Origin of the sequence: Streptomyces sp. Ru71 (genome assembly GCF_002920535.1) — a bacterium.
Classification (GTDB): Bacteria; Actinomycetota; Actinomycetes; order Streptomycetales; family Streptomycetaceae; genus Streptomyces.
In genome coordinates, this window is the sequence record NZ_PQSS01000007.1 from 62844 (window position 1) to 84393 (window position 21550).

Annotated in this window: 17 protein-coding genes and 1 pseudogene; 4 read left to right on the forward strand and 14 right to left on the reverse strand. The window is 70.7% G+C overall.

Annotated features, from left to right (window positions below; translation table 11 throughout):
* Nucleotides 1-251: 251 nt before the first annotated feature.
* Nucleotides 252-1452 (reverse strand): annotated as a pseudogene (locus C3489_RS06635) (helix-turn-helix domain-containing protein).
* A gap of 373 nt (nt 1453-1825) precedes the next feature.
* On the reverse strand, nt 1826-2161 hold the full coding sequence (locus C3489_RS06640) for a hypothetical protein (RefSeq protein ID WP_103780810.1): 336 nt from the start codon (nt 2159-2161) through the stop codon (nt 1826-1828).
* Nucleotides 2162-2470: 309 nt separating this feature from the next.
* Here C3489_RS06640 and C3489_RS06645 point away from each other — a divergent pair, with 309 nt between their 5' ends.
* On the forward strand, nt 2471-2998 hold the full coding sequence (locus tag C3489_RS06645; RefSeq protein ID WP_103780811.1) for a universal stress protein: 528 nt from the start codon (nt 2471-2473) through the stop codon (nt 2996-2998).
* A 147-nt stretch (nt 2999-3145) separates the two neighbouring features.
* Nucleotides 3146-3700 carry a hypothetical protein gene (locus tag C3489_RS06650; protein WP_103780812.1) on the forward strand — a complete coding sequence of 185 codons (555 nt, stop codon included), beginning with the start codon at nt 3146-3148 and terminating at the stop codon, nt 3698-3700.
* A gap of 175 nt (nt 3701-3875) precedes the next feature.
* On the opposite strand, the gene glmS is transcribed toward C3489_RS06650, so the two are convergent.
* Both glmS and C3489_RS06660 read right to left on the reverse strand, forming a co-directional pair.
* The gene (gene glmS / locus C3489_RS06655; RefSeq protein ID WP_103780813.1) at nt 3876-5693 is read right to left on the reverse strand and encodes a glutamine--fructose-6-phosphate transaminase (isomerizing); all 1818 of its coding nucleotides are present in this window, start codon (nt 5691-5693) and stop codon (nt 3876-3878) included.
* A gap of 13 nt (nt 5694-5706) precedes the next feature.
* Nucleotides 5707-5964, reverse strand: coding sequence for a hypothetical protein (locus C3489_RS06660; RefSeq protein ID WP_103780814.1), 258 nt, complete (start codon nt 5962-5964; stop codon nt 5707-5709).
* Between the two features lie 164 nt (nt 5965-6128).
* On the opposite strand from C3489_RS06660, the gene C3489_RS06665 reads away from it, so the two are divergent.
* Nucleotides 6129-7694 carry a metallophosphoesterase family protein gene (locus tag C3489_RS06665; protein ID WP_103780815.1) on the forward strand — a complete coding sequence of 522 codons (1566 nt, stop codon included), beginning with the start codon at nt 6129-6131 and terminating at the stop codon, nt 7692-7694.
* A 27-nt stretch (nt 7695-7721) separates the two neighbouring features.
* Here C3489_RS06665 and C3489_RS06670 read toward each other — a convergent pair whose 3' ends face one another.
* Entirely contained in the window at nt 7722-8594 is an 873-nt protein-coding gene (locus C3489_RS06670; protein ID WP_103780816.1) for a DUF4429 domain-containing protein, read from the reverse strand.
* A 62-nt stretch (nt 8595-8656) separates the two neighbouring features.
* On the opposite strand from C3489_RS06670, the gene C3489_RS06675 reads away from it, so the two are divergent.
* Nucleotides 8657-10279: a beta-N-acetylhexosaminidase gene (locus C3489_RS06675; protein WP_103780817.1), complete on the forward strand. Its 1623-nt coding sequence runs from the start codon at nt 8657-8659 to the stop codon at nt 10277-10279.
* Nucleotides 10280-10340: 61 nt separating this feature from the next.
* Here the strand turns inward: C3489_RS06675 and C3489_RS06680 are convergent, their stop codons facing one another.
* The 9 genes from C3489_RS06680 to C3489_RS06720 form a co-directional block, all read right to left on the reverse strand.
* Nucleotides 10341-12110, reverse strand: coding sequence for an IucA/IucC family siderophore biosynthesis protein (locus tag C3489_RS06680; protein WP_103780818.1), 1770 nt, complete (start codon nt 12108-12110; stop codon nt 10341-10343).
* Nucleotides 12107-12631 (reverse strand): GNAT family N-acetyltransferase, encoded by a 525-nt coding sequence (locus C3489_RS06685; RefSeq protein WP_103780819.1) that lies wholly within the window; start codon nt 12629-12631, stop codon nt 12107-12109. Before C3489_RS06685 ends, C3489_RS06680 begins: the two co-directional genes overlap by 4 nt.
* Nucleotides 12628-13902: a lysine N(6)-hydroxylase/L-ornithine N(5)-oxygenase family protein gene (locus tag C3489_RS06690; RefSeq protein WP_103780820.1), complete on the reverse strand. Its 1275-nt coding sequence runs from the start codon at nt 13900-13902 to the stop codon at nt 12628-12630. Before C3489_RS06690 ends, C3489_RS06685 begins: the two co-directional genes overlap by 4 nt.
* The gene (gene desA / locus C3489_RS06695) at nt 13886-15328 is read right to left on the reverse strand and encodes a lysine decarboxylase DesA (protein ID WP_103780821.1); all 1443 of its coding nucleotides are present in this window, start codon (nt 15326-15328) and stop codon (nt 13886-13888) included. Before desA ends, C3489_RS06690 begins: the two co-directional genes overlap by 17 nt.
* Nucleotides 15329-15442: 114 nt before the next feature.
* A complete protein-coding gene (locus tag C3489_RS06700; protein WP_103780822.1) occupies nt 15443-16297 on the reverse strand; it encodes a siderophore-interacting protein in 855 nt (284 codons plus the stop codon).
* Between the two features lie 37 nt (nt 16298-16334).
* Nucleotides 16335-17384: an ABC transporter substrate-binding protein gene (locus tag C3489_RS06705; protein ID WP_103780823.1), complete on the reverse strand. Its 1050-nt coding sequence runs from the start codon at nt 17382-17384 to the stop codon at nt 16335-16337.
* A 121-nt stretch (nt 17385-17505) separates the two neighbouring features.
* A complete protein-coding gene (locus C3489_RS06710) occupies nt 17506-18666 on the reverse strand; it encodes an acyl-CoA dehydrogenase family protein (RefSeq protein ID WP_103780824.1) in 1161 nt (386 codons plus the stop codon).
* A 2-nt stretch (nt 18667-18668) separates the two neighbouring features.
* Nucleotides 18669-19610, reverse strand: coding sequence for a hydroxymethylglutaryl-CoA lyase (locus tag C3489_RS06715; protein ID WP_103780825.1), 942 nt, complete (start codon nt 19608-19610; stop codon nt 18669-18671).
* Nucleotides 19607-21544, reverse strand: a complete 1938-nt coding sequence (locus C3489_RS06720; RefSeq protein WP_103780826.1) for an acetyl/propionyl/methylcrotonyl-CoA carboxylase subunit alpha — start codon at nt 21542-21544, stop codon at nt 19607-19609. Before C3489_RS06720 ends, C3489_RS06715 begins: the two co-directional genes overlap by 4 nt.
* Nucleotides 21545-21550 lie beyond the last annotated feature (6 nt).

Consider the following 21550-nt stretch of genomic DNA (forward strand, 5'->3'; position numbering starts at 1 on the left):
GGGTGCCTGCGGCGCTGGTGCCGTATTTGTCTGCGGGTGAGTGGGTGGCTGGTCGCGCAGTTCCCCGCGCCCCTTGGGTGGGTACAGCCGCGGGCAGTCGTGCCTCCCGCAGTGCCTTAAGGGCCTGGGAGGTGCCCCCAGGGCGGCGGGCGCGGCGGTGCCCCGTCGCGCCGGGTTGCGCAACCAACCCCCGGCCCGGTGCAACGCCGAGGGGTCCGTGGGGGGCGGCCTCCCCCCACGGACCCCAGGGCTCAGGACCCGCTTCTCTGTCCCGGCAGGGACAGCGCTCCGACCGGTGTGCGGCGGGCCTGCAGCGGTACCGGGTTGTCCGGATGCAGTGCCGGCGCCGGCGCCCCGGGTTGGCCGACCGCGGAGGCCGGCCCGGGCTGCTGGAGAGCCGGCTGCGGCTCACCCTCGCCCGGCCGGTCGCCCTGCGGGCGGCGGGCCCGGTACGCGGCCCGGTACGCCGCCGGAGACGAGCCCAGCTGGCGCCGGAAGTGGCCGCGCAGTGCCACCGGCGAACGGAAGCCGCAGCGCCCCGCGACCTCGTCCACCGAGTAGTCCGACGTCTCCAGCAGGCGCTGGGCCTGCAGCACGCGCTGGGTGATCAGCCACTGCAGCGGCGCGCTCCCGGTCAGCGAGCGGAAGCGGCGGTCGAACGTGCGGCGGCTCATGTACGCGCGCGCGGCCAGCGTCTCCACGTCGAACTGCTCGTGGAGGTGTTCCAGCGCCCAGGCGACGACCTCGGCGAGCGGGTCGGCGCCGATCTCCTCCGGTAAAGACCGGTCGAGCGTAGCGCTCCTGACCGCCGCTGCGGCGCGGTGGGACCACCAGGCGGCGGGCGAGCGCGCCGGCCGCCTCGTTGCCATGGTCCGTGCGCACGATGTGGAGGCACAGGTCGATGCCGGCGGCCGTGCCGGCTGAGGTCAGCACGTCGCCGTCGTCGACGAACAGCTCCCTCGGATCGACGTGCACCGACGGATAGCGCTTGGCCAGCGTCGGCGCGTACATCCAGTGCGTGGTCGCCGGGCGGCCGTCCAGCAGTCCGGCCGCGGCCAGCACGAAGGCGCCGGTGCACAGGCCGACGATGCGGGCACCCTCCTCGTGCGCCCGGCGCAGTGCGTCGAGCGCTTCCTCCGGTGGCGGTGAGGTGATCGAGCGCCAGGCCGGCACGACGACCGTGCCCGCCCGGGAGATCGCCTCCAGGCCATGCGGTGCGGTGAGTTCCAGGCCCCCTGTGGTCCGCAGCGGGCCTTCCTCGCCCGCGCAGACCAGCAGCCGGTAGCGCGGAACGCCGGCGTCCTGGCGGTCAACCCCGAACACCGACAGCGGAATGGAACTCTCGAAGATGGGGCCGCCGCTGAACAGCAGCACCGCGACGATCTCCTTGCGGCGTCGCCCGGAGAGTTTCCGGGCCGCGTTTTCCGGCGCGGCAGTGGAGTCGTGGCTCATCCTGCTAAGCCCCCCTCGGTGGTCGCGGCTCCTCGGTTGTGTCGCTCCTGCACGTTTCCCCTCGGTCCTGCACGAGTCCCCCGCCGTAAGACAAGATCGAATCTACTGTGTCCCGCCAAGCCACGGTGACCGGTTCGCCACCCCGCTGATTGTCGACATGACAACTTGGCGTAAAGCATTCGATCACGAAGCGTTGCACTCGGGGAGGGCGCAGGGAAGTGCGCCTTGTCGCAGTGGCCAATCCACGTAGGGTGCGCGGGGGTGCTGAGACCCTTTCCTTGCAGGTCGAACGGGGGGTGGGGGCGGTCGGGGGTGCTCGTGAGCGGTATCAAGAAGTTGGCTGAAAAGAGACGGGTCCGTGCGCGGAAACCGGTCAGCTGACCGGTGTGTTTCGCTCAGTGTGCGCCGGGGGCGCGGAGTGCCGCCCTCCGCGGTGCGTCCCCGTGCCGGTGCGCTGGTGGCGCCCGCGATGCGCCGGGGGTTCGGGGTCGGCCCGGACCTCCGGGTCCGCCGGCCGGGCCGCGTACCGCTCGGAGCGGCGCAGCAGCAGACGGCAGACGGCGGTGACGGCCGCCAGGCCCAGCGCGGTGCCGGTGGCGCCGCCGAGGGAGGCGCCGTACCAGAGCAGCACCACGGGGACCAGGACGCAGCTGAAGGCCGCCCAGCGGACGACATCGGTCGAGGTGTCCTCGGTGCGGGATGCGGGCATGACGCCTCCTGGAGTCGATCACCTGGTTCAACGCCTGTTCGACCCGTCGGTCACCGTGGGGGAGCGCGGGATGATCGTCTGGTCGACGTCAGCGGATCTCGTGCAAACCGCCTGTACGAGGCAGCAACCATTGCGTTACGGGCGCCGACTCGTGCATGCTCCGGGGAACCCCGCCGCGCAGGCGCGGGATCTGGGCGAAGGAGGCGTGCCGCCGTACCCTTGGGGGTATGGGGTTGGGAAGATGTTTCCCGGACACAGCTCCGCCGCACACTGTCGTCCCCCATAAAGGATCACTACGCCGAGACAGTCATGGCCGGTCACGAATTCTTCGAACCCGCGGACCGCAAGCGGCCGCTCGCCGACCCGTCGGCGATGGAGCCCCTGGCGGCGGAAGAGGCACGCCACCCCTGCGATCCCGCCTTCAAGCACGGCGTGGTCGTCGGCTTCGACGGCTCGATGTCGAGCGAGCGTGCGCTGGCGTACGCGATCGGCATGGCGCAGCGGTCCCGTGCGGGTCTGATCATCGTCCATGTCGCCAACCGGCTGCCGACCACGGTGTGGGCGGGCTGTGAGCCACCGGTCTTCGTGGACGTCCCGGATCACCGCACCGAGGTGCTCGGTCTGGAACTGGCCTGTGCGGACTACCTCGCCGAGGTGCCCTGGATCCTCGTCGAGCGCGGCGGCGACATCTGCCACGAACTGGAAGAGGTCGGGCGGGAGTACGAGGCGGACGCGATCGTCGTGGGCTCCACGCACGGCATCGTCGGCCGGATCTTCGGCTCCGTCGCCGGCCGGCTCGCCAAGCGGGCGAAGCGGCCCGTGATCGTCATTCCCTGACGTTTCCCGTTTCCCGCGCCGGTGTTCACGGCGCGTCAACCTCCCTGTGCGGTGCGTGAAGTTACTCGCGCGTTCCAGGTGTTTGTGCGGTTGTGAAGGGCATATACCGGTCACCGCACAACTGCACATGCATGAAGGGAGCCCGCCGTGGACAACGACGTCTCTGCGGGAAGCGTCAGTACTTCCGTGGTCGGCCGACTCGCCCTCGGAATCACCCTGTTGGCGTTCGGCCTCGGTACGACCGGGGTCATCGACGGCGTGGCGACGTCCGACGCCGTGTCACTGGCCCACTACGTGGGCGGGGTCGCACTGTTCCTCGTCGGGCTGCTGGCCCTGCGCGACGGCGCCGCCGGCGTGGGGTACGTCGCTCTCGGCGCCCTGTGGTTCACCTGGGCCGTCTCGGGGCACGGCTCGGCCAACGCGGCGGGACTCTTCCTGCTGCTGTTCGCCCTGGTGGCGCTCACGTTGACCCTCGCGGGCGGCGACACCCTCGGGCAGGCCGTGCACGGGCTGCTGTTCCTGGCGATGCTCGTGCTGGGCGTGGCGGCCTTCGCCGACAGTTCCGCACTGACCAAGGTCGGCGGCTGGATCGCCGTGGCCTCCGGCGCGGTGGCCTGGTACGCGGCGACGGCGGCGCTGGCCCACTGGCCGACGGCTCTTCCGGGGCGCGCTGCGGGCCGGGGGGTGACGGCCACCGGTTAGCTGCGCCGGCTGGGGAGTTGGGCGGCTCCCCGGCGTTATGAGCGGACCCCTGGTGACGTTTGGCATCACCCAGGGGTCCGTTCTGTTGTTCAGCCTCTGCGGGAGCGTTGTGGCTGGTCGCGCCCACGCGGCGGAGCCGCATATCGATACAGCCCCGCGCTCTCCATGGGGCGCCCTACTCGACCGTTACCGACTTGGCCAGGTTGCGGGGCTTGTCGATGTCGCGGCCCAGGGCCTTGGCCGTGTGGTAGGCCAGGAGTTGGAGGGGGATGCCCATCAGGATCGGGTCGAGTTCGTCCTCGTTCTTCGGGACGACGATCGTGTGGTCGGCCTTCTCCTGCGGCTGGTGGGCGACGGCGACGATGCGGCCGCTGCGGGCCTTGATCTCCTCCATCGCGGCGCGGTTCTTCTCCAGCAGGTCGTCGTCGGGGACGATGGCGACCGTCGGCAGGGCGGGCTCGATCAAGGCCAGCGGGCCGTGCTTGAGCTCGGAGGCGGGGTAGGCCTCGGCGTGGATGTAGGAGACCTCCTTGAGCTTCAGGGAGGCCTCACGGGCCACCGGGTAGCCCCGGACGCGGCCGATGAAGAGCATCGAGCGGGCCTCGGCGAACTCCTCGGCCAGCTTCTTGATCTCGTCCTCGTTCTCCAGCATCTCGGCGATCTGCGCGGGCAGCTTGCGCAGGCCCTCGATGATCCGCTTGCCGTCGCGCACGGAGAGGTCGCGGGTGCGGCCGAGGTGCAGGGCGAGCAGCGCGAAGGCGACCGTGGTGTTGGTGAAGCACTTCGTGGAGACCACGCAGACCTCGGGGCCGGCGTGCACGTAGACGCCGCCGTCGGCCTCGCGGGCGATGGCCGAGCCGACCACGTTGACGACGCCGAGGACGCGGGCGCCCTTGCGCTTGAGCTCCTGGACGGCCGCGAGGACGTCGTAGGTCTCACCGGACTGCGAGACGGCGATGTACAGGGTGTCGGGGTCCACGACCGCGTTGCGGTAGCGGAACTCCGAGGCCGGCTCGGCGTCGGCGGGGATGCGGGCCAGCTCCTCGATCATCTGGGCGCCGATCATGCCCGCGTGGTACGAGGTGCCGCAGCCGAGGATCTTCACGCGGCGGATGCGGCGTGCCTCGCGGGCGTCCAGGTTGAGGCCGCCGAGGTGCACGGTGGAGAAGCGGTCGTCGATGCGGCCGCGCAGCACGCGGTCCACGGCGTCGGCCTGCTCGTGGATCTCCTTGTGCATGTAGGTGTCGTGGCCGCCCATGTCGTAGGAGGCGGCCTCCCACTCCACGGTGGTGGGCTCGGCCGTGGTGCGGGTGCCCTCGGTGGTGTAGGTGCGGAAGTCGTCGGCCTTGAGGGTGGCCATCTCGCCGTCGTCGAGGGTCACTATCTGGCGGGTGTGGGCGACCAGCGCGGCGATGTCGGAGGCGACGAACATCTCCTTCTCGCCGATGCCGAGGACGACCGGCGAGCCGTTGCGGGCGACGACGATACGGTCGTTGAAGTCGGCGTGCATGACGGCGATGCCGTAGGTGCCCTCGACCAGGCGCAGCGCGTCGCGGACCTTGTCTTCGAGCTTGTCGGCCTGCGAGCGGGCGATGAGGTGGACGAGGACCTCGGTGTCCGTCTCGGAGAGGAACTCGACGCCGTCCGCCTCCAGCTTGCGGCGCAGGTCGGAGGCGTTGTCGATGATGCCGTTGTGGACGACGGCGACCTTGCCCTCGGCGTCCAGGTGCGGGTGGGCGTTCACGTCGGAGGGGGCGCCGTGGGTGGCCCAGCGGGTGTGGGCGATGCCGGTGGTGCCCTTGAAACGCGCCGGGACCTTGGCCTCCAGGTCGCGCACCCGGCCCTTGGCCTTGACCATCTTCAGGCCGGCGGTCTTCGGGGAGCTGACCACGATGCCCGCGGAGTCGTAGCCGCGGTACTCCAGCCGCTGCAGACCCTCCAGCAGGAGCGGGGCGACGTCACGCTTCCCGATGTATCCGACGATTCCGCACATATAAAGGTATTCCTCAGCCGTAGACGATGCGGCGCAGCTGCCGGAGCGACAGCTCCGGGGGCGCCACCGCGCGATACTTCAGGTCCGCCGCGATCCGCTCGAAGATCGTCGTGTTCACCAGGCCCTGGGCCTGGAGCTCACGGTGGCGGCGACGGACGAAATCCTCGGTCGTCTCGTCGAAAAACGCGAGCACGTCCTGGATCACCCGCAGTGCCTCGCCCCGGTTCAGGGGCGTGGTCCGCGTCAGATGATCAACGAGTTCGTCGTGCACCCGATGATCCTGGAGTACCGGCAAGGGTTTCGCAAGAATCTTGCCCGATTTCGGGCAAGCGCCTGTTGAAACTCTCATGAGCGGCTGTTCGGCGGCCGTCCATCCGGCGTCCCGATTCCCGTTGCCTGAGCAGACGAGTTTCAGACGTCATGGACATACCTCGTATGGGAGTACCGGACCAGCTCGCCGACCGCATGAGCATGGCCGAACAGCACGAGTACCTGCGGTCGAGGTTCTCCCGCCGCACCATGTTCCGCGGCGGCGCCGTCACCCTGGGCGCCGTGGTGGGTGGCGCGTTCGTGACGGGCGCCACCGCGCAGGCCGCCGTGCCCACGCAGCGCACGGCCCCGGCCGCCGAGACCGTCGACGGCGCCCTGGTCGCGCCCTTCGGCCGCCACCTCGCCTACGGCAACGACCCGCGCACCGAGATGACCATCTCCTGGCAGGTCCCGGTCGCCGTCAAGAAGCCGTTCGTCCGCATCGGCGCGCACCCCTGGGACCTCTCCCGCAAGATCGAGGCCGAGGTCCGCACCCTGTACACCCCGGCCGGCGTCGGCGCGAGCGGCGACCACACCCAGTACTACCTGCACGCCCAGCTCGCCCACCTGCGCCCCGGGCGCACCTACTACTACGGCGTCGGCCACGAGGGCTTCGACCCGGCCGAGTCCCACCTGCTGGGCACCCTGGGCACCTTCACCACCGCCCCCGCCCACAAGGCGCCCTTCACCTTCACCGCCTTCGGCGACCAGGGCGTCAGCTACCACGCCCTGGCCAACGACGCGCTGATCCTCGGCCAGAACCCGGCCTTCCACCTGCACGCCGGCGACATCGCCTACGGCGACCCGTCCGGTGCCGGGAAGACCACCGACGCCGGCTTCGACGCGCGCACCTGGGACCAGTTCCTGTACCAGACCGAGTCGGTCGCCAAGCAGGTCCCGTGGATGGTGTCGTACGGCAACCACGACATGGAGGCCTGGTACTCGCCCAACGGCTACGGCGGCGAGGAGGCCCGCTTCACGCTGCCCGACAACGGGCCGGACAAGAAGAACCTGCCGGGCGTCTACTCCTTCGTCTACGGCAACACCGCGGTCATCTCGCTCGACCCCAACGACGTCTCCTACGAGATCCCGGCCAACCTGGGCATCTCCGGCGGCACGCAGACCACGTGGTTCGAGGGCCGGCTGAAGGAGTTCCGGGCGGCGAAGGACATCGACTTCGTCGTCGTCTTCTTCCACCACTGCGCCTACTGCACCTCCACCGCGCACGCCTCGGAGGGGGGTGTGCGCCAGGAGTGGGTGCCGCTGTTCGAGAAGTACCAGGTCGACCTGGTCATCAACGGCCACAACCACCAGTACGAGCGCACCGACGTCATCAAGGGCGACCAGGTCGCCAAGAAGCTGCCGATCGGCGGTACCGCCTACCCCGAGACCGAGGGCGTGGTGTACGTCACGGCGGGCGCCGCGGGCCGCAGCCTGTACGCGTTCACCGCGCCGGACTCCTACGAGGGCCACGAGCACGAGGTCGACTCCGTCGCCTCCTTCGTCAACCTCAAGGGCGGCAAGCAGAACGAGACCGTCGCCTGGTCCCGGGTGCGCTACCTGAACTACTCCTTCCTGCGCGTGGACGTCGAGCCCGCGCCGACAGGCCGCTGGACCACCCTGAAGGTGCAGGGCATCGCCGAGACCGGCGACCGCATCGACCACTTCACGGTGGCCCGCCGGGCCAAGTAGCCCCGTCGCGCACGCAGGCGGTCCCGGTCACATACGCCTGAGCACCGCCTGCTTGGCCAGCGTGAACTCCTCCGTCGTCAGCACCCCGTCCCGGTGCAGCTCACCGAGTTCGCGCAGCCGCCGCAGCAGGGTGTCGTGGTCGTCCGCCGCGGTCGCGGCCACGGCATCCCGCTGCTGCGGCACCGGCAGCGGCACCGGAGCCGCGGGATGCGGCAGCCGCGCCTGCACCGCCGCCGCGACCAGCGCCATCAGCGGGTCCTTCTTGAACCCCCACAGCTCCACCGCGTTCGGGTCGTACTTCGGCGGCACCTTGGTGGGCGCGTTGCGCACCGTGAAGCGCAGACAGCCGTTCTCCAGCCCCACCGCCGGCAGCCACTCCACGGCCTCGATCTCCCCGAGGGCCAGCGTGCGCGTCCCGGCGGCGGCCTTCGCGTCCTCCGTCTTCCAGTTCCACTCCAGGCGGACGCACTCCCCGTCGAAGTTCGCCGTGCCGTCCCCGGCGGCCACCGACAGCGGCACGGACGGGCCCGGCAGCAGGTACTCGGTCACCGGCGTGGACGGCACCTCGTCCAGCAGCAGCGCGTTGCGCACCTCGTCCGTGAAGTACTCGGCCACGCCGTACCGGTCGGACTCCACCACCAGCTGGTACGGATCGTGCGGCTCGGTCAGCCGGCCCCCGGTCGCCTGCAGCAGCGGGTCGGCGCCGTCCCGCAGCCGCAGCCTGAGCCGTCCCGCCTTCCTGCCCTGCTCGAACGACACCCCCGCCAACGCCCCCAGCGGCACCACGAGTTCGCCCAGCTCCCTGCGCAGCAGGCTGACGGACTTGTCCCGCCCGGGCGTCAGCCGCAGGGCGTCCCCGTCGAACGCCCACGTACCGTCCTTCTGGATGATTTCCGCCATGCGGGGATTGTTTCACCGGATCTGCGGGACAGTGGTCTCAACCACTTTCGAAGGGAGCGCATGTGACACGGCACCACAGCACGACTCCCCGACACCGCACCCGGGCCACCCGCACGGCCCGCCTTCTGGGCGCTCTGCTGCTGACGGCGGCGGGCGCCCTCACCGTCGGCGCGGCGGCCCCGCAGGCACCGGCCGCCAGAGCCACGCCCCTGGACCAGGTCGTCCCGGCGCCCGCGTCGGTCACCGCGAGCGGACAGCCGTACCGCATCACCAGCGGCACCTTCCTGCGCGTCGACGACGACCCGGCGGCCGAGCGGGTCGCCGCCTACCTCGCCGACGTCCTGCGGCCCTCCACCGGCTACCCGCTGCCGATCGTCCACGAGGGCACCAGCGGCATCGTCCTGCACCTCACCCCCGGCCAGTACGGCGCCGAGGGCTACCGGCTGCGCAGCGGGCCCGGTGGCGTCACCCTCACCGCCGGCACACCGGCCGGCCTCTTCCACGGCGTGCAGACGCTGCGTCAGCTGCTGCCCGCCGCCGTCGAGAAGGACACCGTGCAGCCCGGCCCCTGGCTGGTCGCCGGCGGCACCGTCACCGACACCCCGCGCTACGGCTACCGCGGCGCCATGCTCGACGTCTCCCGGCACTTCTTCACCGTCGACCAGGTCAAGCGGTACATCGACGAACTCGCCCTGTACAAGATCAACACCCTGCATCTGCACCTCAGCGACGACCAGGGCTGGCGCATCGCTGTCGACTCCTGGCCCCGTCTGGCCACCTACGGCGGCTCCACCCAGGTCGGCGGCGGCCCCGGCGGCCACTACACCAAGGCCGACTACCAGGACATCGTCCGCTACGCCGCCTCCCGCTACCTCCAGGTCGTCCCCGAGATCGACATGCCCGGCCACACCAACGCGGCCCTCGCCTCGTACGCCGAACTGAACTGCGACGGCACCGCGCCCCCGCTGTACACCGGCACCAGCGTCGGCTTCAGCTCCCTGTGCGTGCCCAAGGACGTCACCTACACCTTCGTCGAGGACGTCATCCGCGAGCTGGCCGCGCTCACCCCGGGCCGCTACCTCCACATCGGCGGCGACGAGGCGCACTCCACCAGCCACGAGGACTACGTGGCCTTCATGAACCGCGTCCAGCCGATCGTCGCCGAGTACGGCAAGACCGTCATCGGCTGGCACCAGCTCACCGGCGCCACCCCCGCACCCGGCGCCCTCGCCCAGTACTGGGGCCTGGACTCCACCAGCGCCGCCGAGAAGGCCCAGGTGGCGCAGGCCGCGCAGAACGGCACCGGGCTGATCCTCTCGCCCGCCGACCGGCTCTACCTCGACATGAAGTACGACAGCAAGACCAAGCTCGGCCTGTCCTGGGCCGGCTACGTCGAGGTGAGGAAGTCCTACGACTGGGACCCGGCCGCCTACCTGCCCGGCGCCCCCGCCACGGCCGTCAAGGGCGTCGAGGCGCCGATGTGGACGGAGACCCTCACCAAGTCCGCCGACATCGAGTACATGGCCTTCCCGCGCGTCGCCGGCGTCGCCGAACTGGGCTGGTCCCCGCAGGCCACCCACGACTGGGACGCCTACCGGACGCGCCTGGCCGCCCAGGGCCCCCGCTGGGACGCCCTCGGCATCGGCTACTACAAGTCGCCCCAGGTCCCGTGGCCGGCGTCCTGACACAGCCCGACGGGCGCCCCGGTGGACCGTACACCGGGGCGCCCGCCCGTCCTCGAAGCCGTCAGAACCCGGCGATCGGGTTCTTCAGTGTGCCGACCAGCTGAAGCGCCCCCGAAGGGTCCGCCAGGTCGACCATCTGCCGGTTGTCGCGCAGCTGGAGCCGGTTCAGGCAGGACAGCGCGAACTCCGGTGCGAACATGTCGTACTGCCGGAACCGGTCGGCCAGCTCCGGATGCGCCTGCTGGTACTCACGGGTGACCTCGGCGACCGTGCGCCAGAAGCCGTCCTCCGTGAGCACCCCCTCGGCGGCGAGGAGGGCCGCCAGGAAGCGGAAGAAGCAGTCGAAGACGTCCGTGAAGATCGACAGCAGCTTCTTGTCCTCGGGGACCTCCACCCGGATGCGCGCCACCTCCGGCGGCAGCACCGCGTCCGGGTCCATCACCGCGATCTCCTCGGCGATGTCCTTGTAGATCGCCCGCTGCACCACACCGTCGCGCAGCACCAGGATCGTGTTCTCCCCGTGCGGCATGAACACCAGGTCGTAGGCGTAGAAACTGTGCAGCAGCGGCGTGTAGTACGCCTCCAGATAGCGCCTGAGCCACTCGGCCGGCGCCAGCCCCGACCGCTCGATCAGCGCCGCCGCGAACCCCCGGCCCTCGTGGTCGACGTGCAGCAGCGAGGCCATCGTCGCCGGCTGCTCACCGTCCTGCAGGGACGGCACCGGGGACTCCCGCCACAGCGCGGCCAGCATCTTGCGGTACGGCGAGTACCGGTCGGTCGCCTTCTCGTACTCCAGATGCCGGTAGCCCACGGCCGCCCGCTCCCGGATGATCGACAGGCCCGACGCCTTCAGCACCGGGTCGTTCTCGATCAGCTGCGCCAGCCAGTCGTTGATGGCCGGGGTCGCCTCCATGTACGCGGCCGACAGGCCCCGCATGAAGCCCATGTTGAGCACCGACAGAGCGGTCTTGACGTAGTGCTTCTGAGGATGCGAGGCGTTGAAGAAGGTCCGTATGGACTGCTGCGCCAGGTACTCGTCGTCGCCCTCGCCCAGACACACCAGGTGCTTGCGGGCGACCTCGGCGGCGAAGGTGACGGTGAGCTTGTTCCACCACTGCCACGGGTGGACCGGGATCAGCAGATAGTCGGCGGGATCGAGGCCCTGCCCGGTGAGAGTGGTGCGGAAACGGTCCAGCGTGGCCTCGCCCAGCTCCTGGCGCAGGAACGACTCGTACTCGATGCCGACGCCCGCCGTGAACGCCGCCCGCGACCGGTGCGCCGCCAGCCACACCAGCCGCGTCGGGCTCGCCGTCTCCGGGGCGTACGACAGGTACTCGTGGACGCCGAAGCCGAGCCGCCCGTTGTTGGCGACGAAGCAGGGGTGGCCCTCGGTCATCCCGGTCTCGATCGCCTGGAAGTCGCTGCGCGCCAGCTCGGCGGCGCTCACCCGCGGCTTGGTGAGCTTGTAGCAGGTGCCGGAGAGCGTGGAGGAGATCTCCTCCAGATACACCGGCAGGATCTCGTCGCTCAGCCCCAGCGACTCCTTCAGCTCGATGAAGAAGTCCAGCGCGGCGAGGGGCAGTTCACCGCCGTCACGGTGCCGGGTGATCGAGCCGGCGTCCACCTCCCAGTGGTCCAGGGCGCGGCGGACGGCGGTGAAGCGGTACCGGGTCAGCCCGTCGTCGCTGCGGACGACGTACCCGTCCCCGTCGGGCTCGGGCGTGATCAGGCGCTCGTGCGCGAACTCGGCGAGCGCCTTGCGCACCAGCAGCCGGTTGGCGGTCTCCCAGCGCTCGGGCGTCAGATGGGCCACGGCGTCGGCGAGGGTCATGCGGCCACCGCCTTCTCGAACTGCTCCCGCGTGCAGAAGCTGAGCAGCGCCCGCTTCTCCGGCTTGTCGATCTCCCGCTCCGGGACGAAGCCCACGGCCGCGTTCAGCGCGTGCACGGCGGTGTTGCGCACATCCGGCTCGACGACTACGCGCCGGGTCGCGGGGTCCTCGAAGAGGTGGGCCATGATCGCGGTGATGACGGCCCGGGTGAACCCGTGCACCGGTGTGTCGGTCGGCGGCGTGAGGAAGTGCATGCCCACGTCCCCCGGCTGCGCCTCGTACAGCCCGACCAGCTCCCGCCGGGCGGGGTCGTACTTCTCCATCAGGAAGACGGGCACACCGTCCCGCAGCCCGAGCAGCGCGTGATGGTGCTCGTCGGCGGCGATCTCCATATAGGCCCGCTCGACGTCCTGGAGTTTCGCTTCCTGCATCATCCAGAAGGCCGCCTTGGGGTGCGTGACCCAGGAGTGCAGCAGCTCGGCGTCCTTCAGCGGGTCGAGGGGGCGGAACGTGAAGGTCATGCGGCGAACTCCTGGAAGGCGATGGTCTTCTCCACCGGGTAGTACTCGGTGCCGAGCAGCTCCCGGATGATGTAGCTGTTGCGGTAGGCGCCCATGCCCAGGTCGGGGCTGGTGATGCTGTGGGTGTGCACGCCGGCGTTCTGCAGGAAGACGCCTCGGCCGGTGACGTCGACGGCGTAGTTGCGGGCGACGTCGAAGCAGCCCTGGGAGTCGTAGACCAGCCGGTCGCGGATGGGCTTGAGGAACTCGGGCTCGACGTACTTGTAGCCGGTGGCGAGGATCAGGCCCTCGGAGGCGATCTCGAAGTCCTTGCCCTGCTCCTCCTGGCGGAAGGTGAGGGTGTAGGTGCCGTTGTCGTAACTCGCCCGAGTCAGGGCCGAGTTGGTGAGCAGCCGGGTCGGTACCGGGCCGGCCAGGTTCTTCTGGTAGAGCAGGTCGAAGATCTCGTTGATCAGGTCGCCGTCGATGCCCTTGTACAGGCCCTTCTGCTCGGCGGTGAGCCGGTGGCGGGTGGCCTCGGGCAGGGCGTGGTAGTAGTCGACGTACTCCGGGCTGGTCATCTCCAGCGTGAGCTTGGTGTACTCAAGCGGGAAGAAGCGCGGGGAGCGGGTGACCCAGTTCAGCCGGTAGCCGTGGACGTCGATCTCGCCGAGCAGGTCGTGGTAGATCTCGGCGGCGGACTGCCCGGAGCCGACCAGGGTGATCGACTCCTTGCGCTGGAGTTCGGCTCTGTGCTGCACATAGCGGGAGTTGTGGATGAAGTCGCCGCCCAGCCCCCGGCACGCCTCGGGGATGTACGGCGGGGTGCCGGTGCCGAGGACCAGGTGGCGGGCGCGGAACGTGTCACCGGTGTGGGTGTGGACGACGTAGAGCTCGTCCTCGTACGTCACCTCGGTGACCGTCGTGCCGAACCGGACGCTGCTCAGCTTGTTCGCGGCCCAGCGGCAGTAGGCGTCGTACTCGACACGCAGGGGGTAGAAGTTCTCCCGGATGTAGAAGGAGTACAGCCGGCCCTGCTCCTTGAGGTAGTTCAGGAAGGAGTACGGGGAGGTCGGGTCGGCCAGGGTGACCAGGTCCGACATGAACGGCGTCTGGAGGTGGGCGCCGTCCAGGAACATGCCCGCGTGCCACTCGAAGTCCGGCTTGGACTCCAGGAAGAGCCCGTCCAGCTCGGCGATGGGCTCGGTCAGGCAGGCCAGGCCGAGGTTGAAGGGGCCGAGCCCGATGCCCACGAAGTCGTACGTGCGGCGGGATTCAGCAAGCGCGGTCAAGGGACTCTCCCAGGTACTGCTCGGCGTGGCCGGCGATCAGGTCGAGGACGGCGGCGATGTCGCGGGCCGTGGTCTCGGGGTTGAGCAGGGTGAACTTCAGGTAGTGGCGGCCCGCGACCTTGGTTCCCGCGACGATGGCGTCACCGGAGGCGAACAGGGCCTTGCGGGCGTGGAGGTTGGCGCGGTCGATCTCGGCGGGGTCGGTGACGGCGGCCGGGATGTAGCGGAAGACCAGGGTGGACAGGGCCGGTTCGACGACGACGTCGTAGCGCGGGTCGCCGGCCAGCAGCCGGAACCCCTCCTGCGCCAGGTCGCACACCTCGTCGAAGAGCTTCCCCACGCCGTCGGCGCCCATCACACGCAGCGTCAGCCACAGCTTCAGCGCGTCGAAGCGGCGGGTGGTCTGCAGGGACTTGTCGACCTGGTTGGGGATGCGCTCGGCGACCATGCGGCGCGGGTTGAGGTAGTCGGCGTGGTAGGTGGCGTGCCGCAGGGTGGAGGCGTCGCGGACCAGGACGGCGGAGGAACTCACCGGCTGGAAGAAGGACTTGTGGTAGTCGACGGTGACCGAGTCGGCGCGCTCGATGCCGGTGAGCAGCGCGCGCCGGGTGGGGGAGACCAGCAGTCCGCAGCCGTAGGCGGCGTCGACGTGCATCCAGGTGCCGTACTGGGCGGCGAGTTCGGCGATCTCGGGCAGCGGGTCGATGGAGCCGAAGTCGGTGGTGCCGGCGGTGGCGACGACGGCCATCGGCACCAGGCCGTCCTCGCGGCAGCGCTGGAGTTCGCGGGCGAGGGCGACGGTCCGCATCCGCTTGTCGTGGTCGACGGGGATGCCGAGGACGGCGTCCGGGCCGAGGCCGAGGAGTTTGGCGGACTTCTTCACGCTGAAGTGGCTGACCTCGGAGGCGAAGATCCGCAGCCGGTCGGGGGAGTCCGTCTTCGCCTCCTCCCGGGCCAGCAGCAGCGCCTGGAGGTTGGACTGGCTGCCGCCGGAGGTGAACACGCCGTCGGCGGCCGGTCCGAGGCCGATGCGCTCGGCGGTCCAGTCGATGATCCGGCGTTCGATGAGGGTGCCGCCGGCGGACTGGTCCCAGGTGTCGAGGGAGGAGTTGACGGCGGACAGGACGGCCTCGCCGAGCACGGCCGGGATGACGACCGGGCAGTTGAGGTGGGCGAGGTAGCGGGGGTGGTGGAAGTAGACGGCGTCACGGAGGTAGACCTCCTCCAGCTCGTCCAGGGCGGCGGTGGTGTCGAGCAGTGGCTCGTCCAGGTCGATGCCCTCGATGCGGGGGGCGAGGTCGTCCACGGTGACGCCGGTGAACGGACGGTCGGTGGTGGCGAGTTTGGCGGCCACCCGCTCGACTCCTTCGGTCACGGAGCGGCGGTAGTGCTCCGCGGTGAGGTCATTGAGCAGGTGCGAGCGCATGTGGGGGTCCTCCGGTGGGGACAGTCCGTGCGGGGGGTAGAAGCTTAGGTTAGCCTAACCTAAGTTGATCAACGTGGGACATGCCTCTGCCGTGACCGGTGTCACGTCAAGGGGTTACTCCGCCGCGCGGAGCTGTTCCTCGGTCATGCCCTGCCGCCAGTACCCGACGAACGTCACCCGCCGCCGGTCGACGCCGCGTTCGCCGACGAAGTGCCGGCGCAGCTCCTTCACCCGTCCGGACTCACCGGCGATCCACACGTACGGCCGCGTGGAGGAGGGCAGGGGAGTGGCCCGTACGGCGTCGACGGCCGTGGGGGACCCGTCGTGCCGTACGAGCCACGTGATCTCCGCGTCCGCCTCCGTGACCACGTCCTGGATGTCACCGGCGTGCGGCACCTCCAGCCAGGCACGCACACGGGCGCCGGCCGGCAGGGATTCGAGGATGGCCGTCGCCGCAGGGACGGCGGTCTCGTCGCCCCACATCAGGATGAGGCCGGTGTCCTCGGGCGGCCGGAAGCGGATGGCGCGGTTGTCGGCGATCGCCGGGCCGAGCAGCAGCACCCGGTCGCCGGGCACGGCCCGCGCCGCCCAGCGGGACGCCGGGCCGGCGGGGGTGGCCGCGCCGGGCTCGACGCCGTGCAGCGCGAAGTCGATGTCGATCTCGGTGGTCCGGCCCCAGGCGTCCTGGCGCAGGGAGCGCAGGGTGTACGACCGCATCACGGCCCGTACGTCGTCGGGGAGTTCCCGCCAGCCCTGCCACCAGCCGTCGCCCAGCTCGATCGGCACGACGGGTTCCGGCTGCCCCGGGTGCGGCAGGAACAACGACAGCGACTGGTCACGCCCGAGGGACTGGAAGGCGTCGAGGTCGGCCCCCGCGAAGGAGACCCGGACCAGAGACGGCCCGAGCCGCCTCGTCCGTACGACCTGAAGGGAGAAGAAACGGAACGGGGCGGCTACGGCCGTCGTCATCGGTACTCCTGAGAGGGGTTCAGGAACGGGACGGGGATCAGCTGACCTTCTTGGCCTTCTCGATGGCCTCGGCCAGCTGCTCAAGCAGGGGCGCGCACTTGTCGTAGGAGAGGATCGGCTCGGGATTGCGGGAGATGACCTGTCCGGCCTTCACCGCGGGGAGCTTCTTCCAGGTCGCCTCGGAGATGTCCGCCGGCTGGATCGCCGAGGTGCGGTTGTCCATCATGATGATGTCCGCCGGGTACTTGTCGACGTTCTCCCAGCTCAGCGACTCGAACCAGCCGCCGCCCTGCTTCTTGGCGCTCTCCGGCGGCTCGACGAAGTTCACGCCGAGGGCCTTGAAGTACTCCAGGTCGATGGAGAGGTTGGTGCCGGAGACGTAGAACAGGTCCTGGCTCGCGGAGCCGGCCAGCACCTTGATGTCCGGCTTGGCCTTGGCCGCCGCGCGCAGCCGGGCCGCCGCGTCCTCGAACCGCTTCTTGGCCCGCGTGACCTTGGCGGCGCTCACGTCCCCGCCGAGGGACCTGGCCAGCTCCAGCATCCGCGCGAGCGGCTCGGTCAGCTGACGGTCGTAGACGGAGATGCCGACGCTCGGGGCGCCGACGGCCTCGATCTTCTTCTTCGACTCCTCCGGGACGTACCAGAGGGTGCCGACGTTGTCGAACATCGTGGAGACGAGCAGGTCCGGCTGGAGCGCCGCGTACTTCTCGATGTTGAACTGGCCCCACTCGTTGCCGAGGACCGTCACCTTGTTCACGTCCAGGTCGCCGGCCTGCACGTCGGCCTTGCCGTCCTTGGTCTTGGTGGGGCCGAAGACGCCCTTCACCTCGACGCCGTAGTCGTGCAGCGCGGCGGCGACGCCGGTGAACGCGACGATGCTCGACGGCACCTTGTCGGCCTTCGCGCTCTGGGCGCGGTCGTCCTTGAAGGTCCAGGGACCGGACTTGGCGGCGGCGGTCCCGTTGCCCGAGTCCCCGGCTTTCGCGTCGTCGTCACCGCAGGCCGCGAGTACGGCACCGAGGCCGATGACGCCGCCCGCGGCCAGGATGCCGCGGCGGGTGAGATGGGTGGCACGGGCGTTGGACATGGGTATGACTGCTTTCGAACGGGGCGAAGCGCCCGCCGGACAGGTTCGAAGGTAGGTTAGCCTAACCTCAGTTCCTGTCCAGAGGGCGCCCCGGCGCGCTCAGCCCGTCAGACCCGGCTCCTCAGCTCACCAGCCCCAACTCCCGTGCGATCAGCATCCGCTGGACCTCGCTCGTGCCCTCGCCGATCTCCAGGATCTTGGAGTCCCGCCACATCCGGGCCACCGGGTACTCGTTCATGAAGCCGTAGCCGCCGTGGATCTGCGTGGCGTCGCGGGCGTTGTCCACCGCGATCGTGGAGGAGTACAGCTTGGCCAGTGCCGCCTCCTTCTTGAACGGCTCGCCGGACACCAGCCGCGCCGCCGCGTCGCGCCACGCCAGGCGTGCGGTGTGGGCCCGCATCTCCATGTCGGCGATCTTGAACTGGATGGCCTGGTTGGCGCCGATCGGCTTGCCGAACGCGTGCCGCTCCTTGGCGTACTTCACCGACTCGTCCACGCAGCCCTGCGCCAGCCCCGTCGCCAGCGCGGCGATGGCGATGCGGCCCTCGTCGAGGATGCGCAGGAACTGCGCGTAGCCGCGGCCCTCCTCGCCCAGCAGGTTGGCGGCGGGCACCCGGACGTCGGCGAACGACAGCTCACGCGTGTCGGAGGCGTTCCAGCCGACCTTCGAGTACGGTGCCGCGACGGTGAAGCCGGGCGTGCCGGACGGGACGATGATCGCGGAGATCCGCGGCCGGCCGTCCGGCTTGCGGCCGGTGACGGCGGTGACCGTGACCAGGCCGGTGACGTCCGTGCCGGAGTTGGTGATGAAGCACTTGGTGCCGTTGATCACCCACTCGTTGGTGTCGGGGTCGAGCCGGGCCGTCGTCCGCGTGGCGCCGGCGTCGCTGCCGCCGTCCGGCTCGGTCAGACCGAACGCGCCCAGGATCTCGCCGGAACACAGCCGGGGCAGCCACTCGCGCTTCTGCTCCTCGGTGCCGAACAGATGGATCGGCATCGCACCCAGCGACACCCCCGCCTCCAGGGTGATCGCCACGGACGAGTCCACCCGGGCCAGCTCCTCCAGCGCCACGCCCAGCGCGAGGTAGTCGCCGCCCATACCGCCGTACTCCTCCGGGAACGGCAGCCCGAACAGCCCCATGCGGCCCATCTCCCGCACGATCTCGTACGGGAACTCGTGCCGCTCGTAGAAGTCGCCGATCTTGGGCGCCACCACGTCGTGCGCGAACTCCTCGACGGTGCGGCGGAGTTCTTCGAGTTCGGGGGAGAGTCGGTAGTCCATGATCACTGGTCCTTGTGGGAGAGAGCGCGGACGGTACGGGAGGGGCTCGGGCGGCCCAGCTGTTCGGCCATCCACACGCTCGTGGCGACGAGACGGCCGAGGTCGACCCCGGTGTCGATGCCGAGGCCGTGCAGCATCCACACCAGGTCCTCGGTGGCGAGATTGCCGGTGGCGGACTTGGCGTACGGGCAGCCGCCCAGGCCGCCCGCGGAGGCGTCGACGGTGGTGACGCCGTGCTGCAGCGCGGCCAGGGTGTTGGCGAGGGCCTGGCCGTAGGTGTCGTGGAAGTGGACGCCCAGCGTCTGCGGGCCCACGCCCGCCTCGCCCAGCGCCGTCAGCAGGGCGGTGACGTGACCCGGGGTGGCCACCCCGATGGTGTCGCCGAGGCTCAGCTCGTCGCAGCCCATGTCGAGCAGCGCCCGGCAGGCCCGGACGACCTGGTCCATGGGGACCGGGCCCTCCCAGGGGTCGCCGAAGCACATCGACAGATAGCCGCGCACATGGACGCCCTCCGCCTTCGCCCGCGACACCACCGGTGCGAACATCGCCAGCGCCTCGTCCACCGTGCGGTTGAGGTTGGCCTTGGCGAACGCCTCGGTGGCGCTGGCGAACACGGCGACCCGGCGGGCGCCGAGCGCGAGCGCCCGGTCCAGGCCGCGCTCGTTGGGCACCAGCACCGGCAGGTCCACGGGCAGGTCGCTCACCAGGGGGAAGAGCTGCTCGGCGTCGGCGAGCTGGGGCACCCACTTGGGGTGCACGAAGCTGGTCGCCTCGATGGTGGTCAGGCCCGCGCCGGCCAGGCGGCGGACGAACTCCGCCTTCACCTCGGTCGGCACGGCCGCCTTCTCGTTCTGCAGCCCGTCGCGCGCCCCCACCTCGTGGATGCGCACCCGCGCGGGCAGGCCGGCGGCCGGGACGGTCATGGGCAGCCCTGGGACGGTCATTCCGCCTCCTCGTGCTCCTCGTGCGGGGTGATCACGGCCAGCACCTGGTCCATGGCGACCGTCGTGCCCGGCGTGACGTCCAGCTCGGCGACCGTGCCGGCGTGCGGGGCGGAGATGACGTGCTCCATCTTCATCGCCTCCACCACCAGCAGGCTCTGCCCCGCGGCCACCTCGTCGCCGACGGCTACCTTCACCACCGTCACCGTGCCGGGCATCGGCGCGGTCAGCGAGTCGGCGCCCGCGTGCCCGGCGCGGCTGAGGGACGCGGCGACCGGGTCGTGGTCGCGCACGTGCCAGGCGTCGCCGTCCCGGCCCAGCCAGTCGGCGGCGCGGTGGAAGGTGTGCCGGACGCCGTCGAGGGTGACGGTGACCGTGTCGTCGGTGACGGTGTGGGTGCCGCGCGGGGTGACCTCCACGGGGTCGGTGACCCGCAGCGGGAAGGAGACCGGCTGCGGCGTGCCGCCCAGCCGCCAGCCGCTCGGCACCGAGAAGGGGTCCACCCAGCCGGTCGGGGAGGGCCGCAGTGCCTCCAGGCGTACGGCCGCGGCGGCCTCGTACACCTCCTCCGGTACGCCGGTGGGGACCAGCTCGTCCACCACCCGCTCCACCAGCCCGGTGTCCAGCTCCCCGGAGACGACCGCCGGGTGGGCCAGCAGTCGGCGCAGGAAGCCCGCGTTGGTCTGCACGCCCAGCGTCACCGTCTCCGCCAGGGCCGCGCGCAGCTTCCTGAGCGCACTCGCCCGGTCGGGGCCGTAGGCGATGACCTTGGAGAGCATCGGGTCGTACAGGCTGCCGACCTCGGTGCCCTCGCTCAGCCCGGAGTCGGTACGCAGGCCGTCGCCCTCCGGCTCGCGCAGCAACAGCACCGTGCCGCCCGAGGGAAGGAAGCCGCGCGCCGGGTCCTCGGCGCAGATACGGGCCTCGATGGCGTGCCCGGTGAGGCGGACGTCCTCCTGCCGAAAGCCCAGCTTCTCGCCCGCCGCCACCCGCAGCTGCCACTCCACCAGGTCCAGGCCGGTGATCAGCTCGGTGACCGGGTGCTCCACCTGCAGGCGGGTGTTCATCTCCATGAAGTAGTACTGCGAGGGGTCGCCGCCGGGGACGATGAACTCCACCGTGCCGGCGCCCCGGTAGCCGCAGGAGCGGGCCGCCTGGGCCGCCGCCTCGCCCATCGACGCGCGCGTGGCCTCGTCGAGGAGCACGCTGGGCGCCTCCTCGATGATCTTCTGGTGGCGGCGCTGGAGCGAGCACTCGCGCTCGCCCAGGTGCACGACGTTGCCGTGCCCGTCGGCCAGCACCTGGATCTCGATGTGCCGGGGCCGGTCGATCCACCGCTCCACGAGCAGCGTGTCGTCGCCGAAGGAGGCGCGGGCCTCGCGGCGGGCGGCGGCGATCTCGTCGGTGAGCTTCGCGGCGTCCCGGACCAGCCGCATGCCCTTGCCGCCACCGCCGGCGCTCGGCTTCAGCAGCACCGGCATGCCGATCGCGCGGGCGGCCTCGGCGAGCTGCTCGTCGCTCAGCCCGCTGCCGCTGGAGCCGGGCACGACCGGCACTCCGGCCGCCTGCACGGTCTCCTTGGCGCGGATCTTGTCGCCCATCAGCGCGATGGCGTCGGCCGGCGGGCCGATGAAGACGATCCCCGCCTTCTCACAGGCGCGCGCGAAGGCGGCGTTCTCGGCGAGGAACCCGTAACCGGGGTGGACGGCCTGCGCGCCGGTCCGGGCCGCCGCGTCCAGCAGGGCCTCGATGGACAGATAGCTCTCGGTCGCGGGCGGCGGACCGATCCGTACGGCCGTGTCGGCCTCCCGGACGTGCCGGGCGTCCGCGTCGGCGTCGGAGAAGACGGCCACCGAGCGCACGCCCATCGACCGCAGCGTGCGGATGACGCGGACGGCGATCTCGCCCCGGTTGGCCACGAGTACGGTGTCGAACACGGGTCC